This is a genomic window from Microcoleus sp. F4-D5 (assembly GCF_036704885.1).
Lineage (GTDB): Bacteria > Cyanobacteriota > Cyanobacteriia > Cyanobacteriales > Microcoleaceae > Microcoleus.
Genome location: NZ_JAUBSX010000142.1, coordinates 1 through 8,983, shown reverse-complemented (window position 1 = coordinate 8,983; position 8,983 = coordinate 1). Strand labels below are relative to the sequence as shown.

At 50.8% G+C, this 8,983-nt stretch carries 3 protein-coding genes; all 3 read right to left on the bottom strand.

The window, feature by feature from the left end; genetic code table 11:
- Window positions 1-251: 251 nt before the first annotated feature.
- From QUA80_RS32490 to QUA80_RS32480, 3 genes are read right to left on the bottom strand one after another with little or no spacing between them, the layout of a single operon-like run.
- On the bottom strand, window positions 252-704 hold the full coding sequence (locus tag QUA80_RS32490; RefSeq protein ID WP_333429035.1) for a response regulator: 453 nt from the start codon (window positions 702-704) through the stop codon (window positions 252-254).
- 6 nt (window positions 705-710) lie between these two features.
- Window positions 711-6,014 (bottom strand): PAS domain S-box protein, encoded by a 5,304-nt coding sequence (locus tag QUA80_RS32485; RefSeq protein ID WP_333429034.1) that lies wholly within the window; start codon window positions 6,012-6,014, stop codon window positions 711-713.
- 51 nt (window positions 6,015-6,065) lie between these two features.
- Window positions 6,066-8,075, bottom strand: coding sequence for a response regulator (locus QUA80_RS32480; protein WP_333429033.1), 2,010 nt, complete (start codon window positions 8,073-8,075; stop codon window positions 6,066-6,068).
- Window positions 8,076-8,983: the final 908 nt, after the last annotated feature.

Sequence of the window (8,983 nt, the reverse complement as noted above, 5' to 3'; positions counted from 1 at the left end):
GAGGACGCCCAGACATTTTAATATTCTCCTTTACTTTTCAGGTAACTCTAGCATAACTTTAGAAAAATGGTATAAATGAAGGAGAACTGGTTATTCGATGGGGACGAAAAATCAAAAACAAAGGCAATGCTGTTTATCCGGTTTAGCTGCGTAGCAGCTTAGTTGATGTGCATGAGCTTGCTTTCCCTCAGTCGAACTCCCCTGAAATTTTTCGCTCTCCAATTAGTAAGATTCGCCTCCAAATCGGGGAATTACCACCCCAACTGCTTAATGATTTCATCGGCAAGATGCAAAACATTGAACGGCTTGAAGATGACTCCAGCAAGGTCGAAAGGGCACAATTCTAGCCGATCGTCTGATAGGTCGGTTGCAGTGAACAAAATCACTGGGATCGACTGCGTGATTGGGCTGGTCTTTAAAGTTTGCAGCAGAGCCAGCCCCCCCCCATCCAGATTGAGATCCAGCAAACCCCCATCCAGATTGAGATCCAGCAAAATCACGTCAGGATGCTGTCCTTTTGCTTGCTCTAGTCCCGCTTGTACAGACTCAGATGTTAGAACCGTCCAACCCTTTAGTCGTTCTAGCGTAACTTTAACAATGCGGTTTAGTTCAGGTTCGTCGTCAACGACAAGAATGCATCGATCGCCATAAGAAGAGGGCATTATATTTAGGGTTACTCCAACTGTTGGAACACGTTTTGTCATGGAAATTTAGTCGGGTATTGGCAGCATGAAGTAAAATTTGCTGCCCCTCCCTAATTCACTCTCTGCCCAGATGCGTCCACCATGCCGTTGCACAATCAGACGACAGATTGACAGCCCTAATCCTGTCCCCCCCTTTTGGCGAGAATCAGACATATTAACCTGTTGAAACTGCCCAAAGATGGTTTCTAGCTTCTCACTTGGAATGCCCTGCCCCTGGTCGGTGACTCGAAATAAAACCTGCTGAGGTTGTGGTTCTACATTAACAGAGACGGTGGTTCCAGCAGGAGAAAATTTGACGGCATTGTTAATTAAATTCACCAGCACTTGCACTAGCCAATCCGGGTCTGCCCAAACCTGAATGTTTCCAGTGAACGATCGCAAATCAACTTGGTTTGCTTCTGCCAGGTTTTGCACACTGGAGAATGCCTGTTGCACGAGAGTCGCCGCCTCACACCATTGCTTTTTCAGTTCTACCTGTCCTGACTCCAGTCGGCTCAGTGCCAGAACATCGTTAACCAGTCGCACCAATCGCTCGATGTTTTTGTTGGCAATGCCCAGCATCTCTTTCGCCGTTGGGGGATCGTCATCCAAAACTCCGGTTGCCACGAGTCCCAGCGCCCCCCGGATTGAGGAAAGCGGTGTGCGAATTTCGTGGCTGATGATGGAAATGAATTCACGCTTCATCCGTTCTAGCTCACGCTGTTGAGTGACATCCCGCACCATCAGCAGCCCGCCGTTATGCGTCTCACTGCCACCGTGGAGCGGCGAATAGCGGGCTTCGATCCACTGGCGCTGTCTGGTTTTGGAGTGGGTAAAGTGAAAGTCCAAGATCGTGACGGCTTTTTCGATGCCGGGATGAAAGCCTTGCAATGTTTTAGCGTCCAGGAGAAGGGAAAACACGTCTACTCCACGTCTGCCCATGACATCTTCCTGCCGCAGTCCGGTCATCTGTTCCATTGCAGGGTTCCAGAGGGTGCAACAGCCGTCAGCCTCAAAGGCAACAATGCCGTCTACGCTGCTGGTAATTAGCTGGAGCGATCGCTCCTGTTCTTGGCGCAGGGAATTTTGCAACCGCACCTGGGCAGAAATGTCACGCCCCTCAACGATCACCCAGAGAATTTGATCGGTCTCGATCGCGTAGACGGGTTTTGCGGATACATCAAAGGTGTGGAGGTTGCTACTGGCATCGAAAAGGTTGACTTCTTGATGGAAAAACTGTCCGGCGGCAGCCTGAGCGACTAACGTTTTGGCAATTTCCTGAAGTTCGGCGGTGGCATTCCAGGAGGGGAATTCCCAAAACGGTTTGCCAATGACAGCCTCATGCTCAACGTCCGCGAAGGTGAGTGGATTTTGATTGGTTTCCAGCAACATGCCATCGGGGGTGAGCAAGCCGACAAACTGATACATTTGGTCGAAAGCAGCCCGGAATTTGGCTTCGCTTTCCTGGAGGGCAATTTCCGCTCGTTTGCGATCGCTGATATCCACCACCACTGCAACCGAAAATTGAACTTGACCGAATGCATCCCGAACGGGTGACACACTGTTGCTTACCCAAACTTCAGAACCATCCTTGCAGATGTAACGCTTCTCAATGGTAAAGTCAATGCCTTCGCTGGCTAGGCGCTGGTATAGCTCCATGTTGTGAGGTAAATCGTCAGGATGGGTAATGCCCTGCATCCGCTTGTGTAACAGCTCCTCCCTGGAATAGCCTGTGATCTCGCAATATTTCTGGTTGACCAGGATGAATTGACCCGACATATTGCATTGGCCAATGCCTGCGGTTGCCTGATTGACGATCGCCCGGAACCGCTCTTCGCTCTCGCGCAGTGCCTCCTCTGCTTGTTTGCGATCGGTGACATCTAAGACAAGTGACAGGATAGATATCAACTCACCTGCCTCATTCTTCAAGACAGAGTTATACCACTCGCAGTAAACAATTGAGCCATCTTTGCTATAGTTGCGGTTGTACATCGTTTTGGATTGTTTATCCCCATTCACCAGGGCTTCAAGGACCTCTCGGCGAGCGGCTGCTTCATCTTCAGCATGGACAAATCCCATATCGATCAGGCGTTTGCCAAGCACCTCCTGGCTTTTCCACCCAAAAACGTTTTCCGCCTGCGGTGACCACTGCACGACACGCGCTTCAGAATCAAACTCCATCACAGCGAGTGGAGAGTTCATGACGTGATACGTCAGACGTTGGTGAACGACACGCAGTGCCTCCTCAGACTGCTTGCGAGCCGTGATATCTCGATAGAAAATGCCAAGCCCCTCCTCAGAAGGGTAGGCGTGAATCTCCAGCCAGACATCATAGCTGGGCGGCAAGTAGTAGTGATGCTCAAAGTGAACCGGAATCTGCTCCGCCATTGCCCGTCGGTACTGATGCTCTAGGTTTGTACCGACTGATGCGGGCCATTCCTCCCAGTGTGTTTTTCCCAGCACTTCTGTCAGTGGTTTGCCGTTGATTCGTTGCGCTGCCGCGTTTTGGTGGATAATCCGCCAGTCGCGATCGAGCGCAGTAAACGCATCCGTCATGCTTTCCAGCAACTCATTAATGCGGTCGTAGGCAGCCTCAGCCTGCTGTTGAGCCGCCTCACTGGTCAGCCGCAGTTCCCGCTCTTGCTGCGCCGCTTCTTGACGCATCAGAGCCATCTTGAGCGTTGCCTCAACTCGCGCCAACAGTTCCCGCGCCGAAAAGGGCTTGATCAGGTAATCATCCGCTCCAGCTACCAGTCCTTCAATCCGCGATTCTTCTCCAGCCCGGGCAGACAGCAGAATGATTGGAATCTGATGAGTGTCTGGGTTCGCCCGGAGCGCTTGTAACAATCCAAAGCCATCGAGGCGAGGCATCATCACATCAGTTAAGACCAGATCGGGCTTCTGCTGCCGAATGGCGGCTAAGGCGGCGACTCCATCCGGCACGACTTCTACCTCATACTGTTGATTCAATAAACGCCTCATATAGTGGCGCATATCGGCATTATCGTCAGCGAGGAGGATGCGAGCAGGGAGGACGGGTGAGTGGGAGGACGGGTGAGTGGGTGGACGGGTCGATGGGTGGTGTGCTGCTTCACGCATCCACTCATCGACCTGTTCACTCCTTTCGTCTGGTAGCCAGCCCAACGCTTCTGCGATATAAGGGGTAGCTCTTGTCTCTATGGAGGCAAATGAACGCTCTGCACCCATGAGTTGGTCTTCGCCGTGTTGTAGCTGTAGACGATCGCCTGGCAAATGACTGTATCCCGTGGGAATTGATATCGTGAAACCGGTTCCCTGACCCACCACGCTATTGACTCGAATGCTGCCACCCTGCAGTTTCACCAACTCCTGCACTAAGGACAAGCCAATTCCTGACCCTTCATAGCTCCGTCCGGCTGTCCCCTTTACCCGATGGAATCGCTGAAAGATATGAGGCAGTTCTTCGGTGGGAATGCCCGTACCCGTATCTCGCACTTCTAGAATGACATGAGGAAGGAAGGAAGGAGAAGTGTGAAGGGTAGAGGCTGACGGTTCAAGTTGCGATCGCGATACTCCAAGTTCTGAGGTGGAAGTGTCGAGTTCTAAGCTCGAAGTGTCGAGTTCTAAGCTTGAAGTGTCAAGTTCTGAAGTGGAAGCATCGAGTTCTAAGCTCGAAGTTTTGAGTTCTGAAGTGGAAGTTTTGAGTTCTAAGCTCGAAGTTTTGAGTTCTGAGGTGGAAGCGTCAGCTTCGGAACTCGGCGTTTGAAGCATTCTCCTCTCTTCCCATTGCAAACTGACAACAATTTCACCCTCAAAGGTGAACTTGAAGGCGTTGGAAAGCAAGTTGAGGATAATCTTTTCCCACATTTGGCGATCGACATACACAAGCTGAGGCAGCGGGGGGCAGTCTACCCGTAACCGTAAACCTGCACGCTCGATCGTAGAGCGAAATACCCCTGCCAAATCGGTTGTTAACATCGCCAGGTCTGTTGGCTCGTAGACTGCTGCAATCCGCCCTGCCTCAATTCGCGCGAAATCCAGCAGTGTATTGACCAGTTTCAGTAAGCGTTGGGCGTTACGATGGGCAACCTGAAGTTGGTATTTTAGCGTCGGTGAGTCGGTGGGTAGGTAGGGCGATGGAGTCTCATCTATCCTCCCACTCCCCTGCTCCTCCCCTGCCCCACTCCCCTGCTCCTCTAAACTCGTCAGTGCATCTTCCAGGGGACCGAGCATGAGTGTCAGGGGTGTGCGAAATTCATGACTGACATTACTGAAGAAAACGGTTTTAGCGCGGTCTAGCTCCGCCAATGCTTCTGCCCGTTTCCGTTCTGCTTCATAAGCCTCCGCATTGGCAAGACTGGCTGAGATTTGCCCTGCAACCAAATCGATGAAGCCTCGATAGTTGCCGTCAAACAGCCTGAACGGATTTAACCCAACCACCAAAATGCCCGCTTTTCCGGTCTGACCGGATGCCGCAATGGGTATGGCAACGGCTTGATGCGGTATTTGCTGCCAGGCACCCGTGGGTAAGTTGTCAAACGATGCTTCTAAATCCGTAATCAAGCGGGCTTTTTGGGTTCTGACAACCTCTGCAAGCTGCCAAGCCGAATCATCGTCAAACGCAACGGCTTGAGGAACGGCAGGGTGGTCTCGATCGATACCAGATGTCCCTGCCAGAACAATCTGTTGTTGCTCCGGCTCGATGAGATAAATCATCGCAAAGGGAAGATCGTAAGGATTGGTTTTCAGGCAGCTAGCACTGAGAGTGCAGACTTCATCGAAAGTACGGACATCTGCCGTTCTGGCTGCCAGTTCCTGCAACAGCGCTAACTGACGCTCACCGACAATGCGCTGGGTATCGTCCGTACAGGCGCAAAAAATACCGCCTGTGCCGCCACGATCGTCGGGGATGGGGCTGTAGGAGAACGTCACATAGGTCTCCTCTGGATAGCCTTTCCGCAACATGATGAACAACAGCGCTTCGTCAAACGTTCCCTCATTTTTGCGAATTGCCGATTCTATCCGAGGTTCAAGTTGATCCCAAATCTCATGCCAGACGCGGGAAGCGGGAAGCCCCAGGGCTGCCGGATGTTTGTTTTGGAGGAAAGAACTGTAGGCATCATTATAGAGGTTGATCAACTCTTCGCCCCACCAGACAAACATCGGTTGGCGCGATGTCAGCACAATGCGAAGAGCAGTCTTTAAGCTTTGTGACCAATGCTCAGGTAAACCTAACGAGGTTTGCGGCCAGTCGGCGTTAACTTCAGTACACGCGAAGCGTGCTCGCATCAGCGCACCCATTTCACCGCCGCCTGCAAACAGTTGGTCTAACACAGCCTGGTCATTAGTCATGGCAGAGCTCCTATTGTGAATACAGCCGTTCTCAGTTCACTTGTTTTCTCCTCAGGGTCTGCTCTTTTCAACGGTGAATGAATCAGATAGTTTTCCCAGTCGTTTCAAAATGCGCTGAATCAAATCGGCTTCTACAATTGGCTTCAAGACATAATCATCTGCTCCTACGGCTAATGCCTGATGTAGGGTATTAGCATCGGAATGGGCGGAAAGGAACAACACAGGTAACTGGCTCCAGTGCGGATCGCTCTTGACCACCTGGCATAGTTCAATACCATTGAATCCTGGCATCGAGACATCCAGCAGCAGTAGATCCGGGCATGTCACTTCCAGAGATTGCCAGAACAGAGTTGGGTCTGCTAAGGCCGTTACTTGAAACCCTCTCGGTTCCAGGCTGGCTTGCAGCCATGTTAATAAGACTGAATCGTCATCCACAATCAGCAGTTTAGCAGCGATCGCCTCGATCGGGTTGAGAAGCTGAGTGACGACCTGGAACACTTCAGAGGGCATCACGGGTTTTTGCAAAAAGGCATTCGCTCCCAGACGAGCCACTTCCACGCGCTTGCTCAAATCACCCTGCCCGCTCAGCACCACTACCGGAATCGTCGGGAACTGACGCTTAAGCTGTGCCAGTAGGGTTAACCCGCTTTCCGTGGTGTTAGAAAAGGTAAGATCTAGCACGATCGCATTCGGCATAGGGGATTGCAGCCGCTCACGGGCACTGATCAGGTCGCTAGCCGTTTCCAGATGAACAGCCCAGTTAGGAGCCTCTGCCTGCATTGGCTCAAGTATGTTTGGGTCGTCGTCGATCATAAAGACTATAGAGGACGCAGCGAGTACTTCTCGATTCCCCGTATCCCCGTACCCCCGTGTGTCCGTGTCCTCTTCTATCTCCATATCTCCGTGTCTCCCTGTCCCCGCGCCTTCGCTACTTGGCACAGCAAACATAGGCGATCGCTGGGTAATGCACCGGAGTTGCTGAAGCAGCGTTTCGAGTTGAACCGCTGACTCCGATTGCAACACAGCCGTTGAGACGTTTAGAACACGTTCGATCTGACGGGCAAGCTCTGCTGCGTGTGGAATGCCAAATGCTCCCAAAGAGCCGATGAGCCGATGAGCAATGGTTTGGGCGTGCTGCCGCTGGTTGGGGTCGAGAGAGTTTGTTGTAAGGTGGGCGATCGCCTGCTCCAGCGTTGCGAGTTGTTCCTGCAATCGCTCCTGAAACCCCTGCCACATCTGCTGAATCGTTGCTACTGCTGCGGTATAGTCAGCATCCATACCGCTAGTGCTATCACACTGGGAATGGTCAAACTGGGAATGGTCAGACTGGGAATGAAGAGTGCCATTCCCTTCTTTTCTCATCTCTTCATCGTCCTGCCGCTTCTCAGGCAACGATCGCAATCGATATCCCAAACCATATAAGGTTTCGATCGGATTAGACGTTAGCCCTGCCATTTGGAGCTTTCGCCGCAATCCACGAATCTGGGTGGTGACTGCCTCTTCGCCCGGGCATTCATCAAGCGACCAAATGCGATCGAGCAGCGTTTGTCGATCAAAAAGTCGAAGTGGGTGCCGTAAGAATAACTCCAACAGTTTGTATTCCTTAGGCGTGAGGTGTAGAGGTTTACTTTGGCAAGTTACCTGACAATGATTTGGGTCAAGCTGCAACTCGCTCCAGCAGAGTACCTCCGTTAACTCAGTGTCGCCTCGTCGTAACAACGCGCGAATTCGGGCAAGTAGTTCCGATCGCTCGTAGGGTTTGGTGACATAATCATCGGCCCCTGCCTCAAAGCCTGCCACACAGTCTGCCGGATCATCCTTTGCCGTCAGTAGCAAAATAGGGACACGCTGATTCTGCGTTCTCAGTTGCCGACAGAGGCTGATGCCATCTAATCCTGGCAGCATTACATCCAGCACGATCAGGTCATACTGGCTCGTCTCAACTAATGCCAGTGCTGATTTGGCATTATGAGCTGCATCGGTTGTAAACAGTTGGGCTGACAAAAAGCTAACCAGGGCGGCTACCGTATCTCGATCATCTTCAATAATCAGAAGTCTCATACATAGAACCTTGCAGATTGTATCTTGCAAATCCCTAAGCTAAAGGAATACGCCAGGTTAGAGATTTCAGAGTTAACTGAGAGATCTTTCATTCTATCTGGTTGCTATCAATTCCTCATCCTCCCAAAGGCTCAAAATATGTAAGTTTTATGAATAATTTCATTATCAAATCACTATAATTTCCTCAGAAAGCCCTCAGATTCTCTTTCTAAGGTGTAGAAGCATCCAGATTTAAGCAGTGTGAAATTATTTCAGCCACTCATCCAGCTACTGGGTGAATGCTAAGTAACAAGACCCTTCTTTTTTAGATGTAACAAACAACTTCTTTAGATAACTTCTTTAGATGTAACAAATAACTATAGCAATCCTAAATCAGTTTCAATAACTGGTTCCCAGGCGAAACGCCTGGGAATCAATGTCACTCTTGCTCTGCCTCGCCGGAGATAATCGAGGCAGAGTCTCCGGATCTGCGTTACCAGGCTCTTCCTGGTAACGAGTAGAATCATTTAGGATTGCTATATTTGAACTCTCACAGATAACCTCTGTTCCGTCTGCACCAACGGAGGCATGTGTACGCCCGGCATGGGCGTGAACTTATGGGGTGAAAGTCCCCTGTGGTGGAACCAGCGTCCAAAGTTTTGTAAAGCCGACCTCAGACGCTATCAGGCTGCTATGTGGAGCGGAGCTTGGATTTCGTAATATGGCTGCGTTTTCCTGTCCTTAGCTACTTTACTTGGGCTGCTACGATTTGGACAGAAGATTTAAGAGTTGGAGGTAGAAGCATGAGTTTGGTGATTTCAGACGACATTCTCTGGATTAGCTGGTCAGACTCCTTATACCATTTTTCTAAAGATGTGCTAGAGATAAAGAATGTAAGATCCAAGACCATCCTGTGAGAAAACCAATGA

What these genes read in the sequence shown, in the direction of transcription:
- QUA80_RS32490 (WP_333429035.1), bottom strand. Translation starts at nt 704, where the DNA reads ATGACAAAACGTGTTCCAACAGTTGGAGTAACCCTAAATATAATGCCC.
- QUA80_RS32485 (WP_333429034.1), bottom strand. Translation starts at nt 6,014, where the DNA reads ATGACTAATGACCAGGCTGTGTTAGACCAACTGTTTGCAGGCGGCGGT.
- QUA80_RS32480 (WP_333429033.1), bottom strand. Translation starts at nt 8,075, where the DNA reads ATGAGACTTCTGATTATTGAAGATGATCGAGATACGGTAGCCGCCCTG.